Source organism: Bradyrhizobium sp. UFLA05-153 (genome assembly GCF_054185185.1).
In genome coordinates this window covers 1-1,356 of the sequence record NZ_JBBIAM010000314.1, presented here as the reverse complement: position 1 = coordinate 1,356, position 1,356 = coordinate 1, and the positions used below count along the sequence as shown (strand labels likewise).

Sequence of the window (1,356 nt, the reverse complement as noted above, 5' to 3'; positions counted from 1 at the left end):
TTGGAACACTGAAGCTTCGCAACCTCAGCTTCCTCGGTTCAGACCAGATGGACAACCTCCTGACAGGCCACACCTAGTCCGCAAAGCGATCGGCTATGAGCAACACCAAATGACTGCAACGATATTCAGCGCAATAGACCAGGACGCCACGCACGTCCATCTCGCGCATCTCGCCGAAGGTTAACTTGAGCGGACGGTGACCGGGCGGCGGTGTGCGGTTCTCGGGGCGGACAGGTCTACGCATGCCGCCATCAAAGCGGCCCCGACGCGGGCTTGCAAAATATCAATTACTGGGGGCCTCGGCGTGCGGTGGGCCCACTGGCTATCGCCGGTGGAGACTTAGGTCCCCGGTGTCCGTCCGTATTTGTCTGCCTGAACTCCCCCTTGAGAGCTGAACTCCCCCCTGAGAGACGGAATCGCGCTTCGTTGAGTCGGAAAATGCAGTGCTGCTGGGTTGTTTTCCCACCCCGGCTGCTGAACTCTCGCAAAACCGAGGCCGTTACACGCATGTGTTTCACTGATTGGTCTTTTCTATTCAACGTCGTCGCACTCGTCTCGAGTCGCGGAAAATTACTGTCCTTGGTGACACTAACATCTCACCTGGCGACAGTTTTACTGACTGCCGCCTTTAATTAAGCATATTAGTGATTGCGCAAACAGAATTCGGCGCGGCTAGTGAGCGAGTTCACATATGCGTCGCTGACCTAGAACTATGGTGACTGTGGAATTCGTGGTGAAAATATCTCTCTATTCCAGTGGGGTATTATCATGAGAAATCTGTTCTTGATCGCAACCGCCGTCGCCTCCGTAGCAGGTGCGGCGCCCCATCAAGCCGGCGCGTGCACTTTGCGCTTTCCGGCTTTCGAAGTGACGGGCTTCCCGATCTCCCGGACCCAAGTAGCAGTGCTGGGAGCGGCCCACGTAGAGGAGACTTCAGCTACGCCACAGCTAATGTTGGCCGGCATGCCCGCTTCTCCCAATCAGATCGCGATTCTGACACCGCGCCTAAAACCACGGATAGTTGAGGCGTCGGCAGATCCCAGCCAACTCACCGTGGGCGTGGCGTCTAGCTTGCAGAGGAACACCGCAGAGACGTGTGCCGCTGACTGATATTGGCAGACCCATTGCGGTACCTTGCGCAACCCGCCTTCGGGCGGGTTTTCTTTTCTAACCATCGAACGATCTTTGTCGGCAGCGACGGGGCATTCCGCGACGATTGCTCCGTTTTGCTTTACCCCGCAGTGCCAATTAAAAGTGTCGTCAAGACTCACTGACATGTACATGGCTCATTGACGTGTCGATCGGTTGCGCATGGCGAGCTGCCGGACGATAGCGACGGCAATAGTTCGGTGCGCA

The 1,356-nt window shown here is 56.6% G+C and carries 1 protein-coding gene; it reads right to left on the bottom strand.

Annotated features, from left to right (window positions below; translation table 11 throughout):
* Positions 1 to 73 precede the first annotated feature (73 nt).
* On the bottom strand, positions 74 to 244 hold the full coding sequence (locus Q2941_RS51630; RefSeq protein ID WP_156944877.1) for a hypothetical protein: 171 nt from the start codon (positions 242 to 244) through the stop codon (positions 74 to 76).
* Positions 245 to 1,356 lie beyond the last annotated feature (1,112 nt).

Excerpts from the sequence above, each read along its gene's own strand:
- Q2941_RS51630 (WP_156944877.1), bottom strand. The coding sequence starts at position 244 with ATGCGTAGACCTGTCCGCCCCGAGAACCGCACACCGCCGCCCGGTCAC.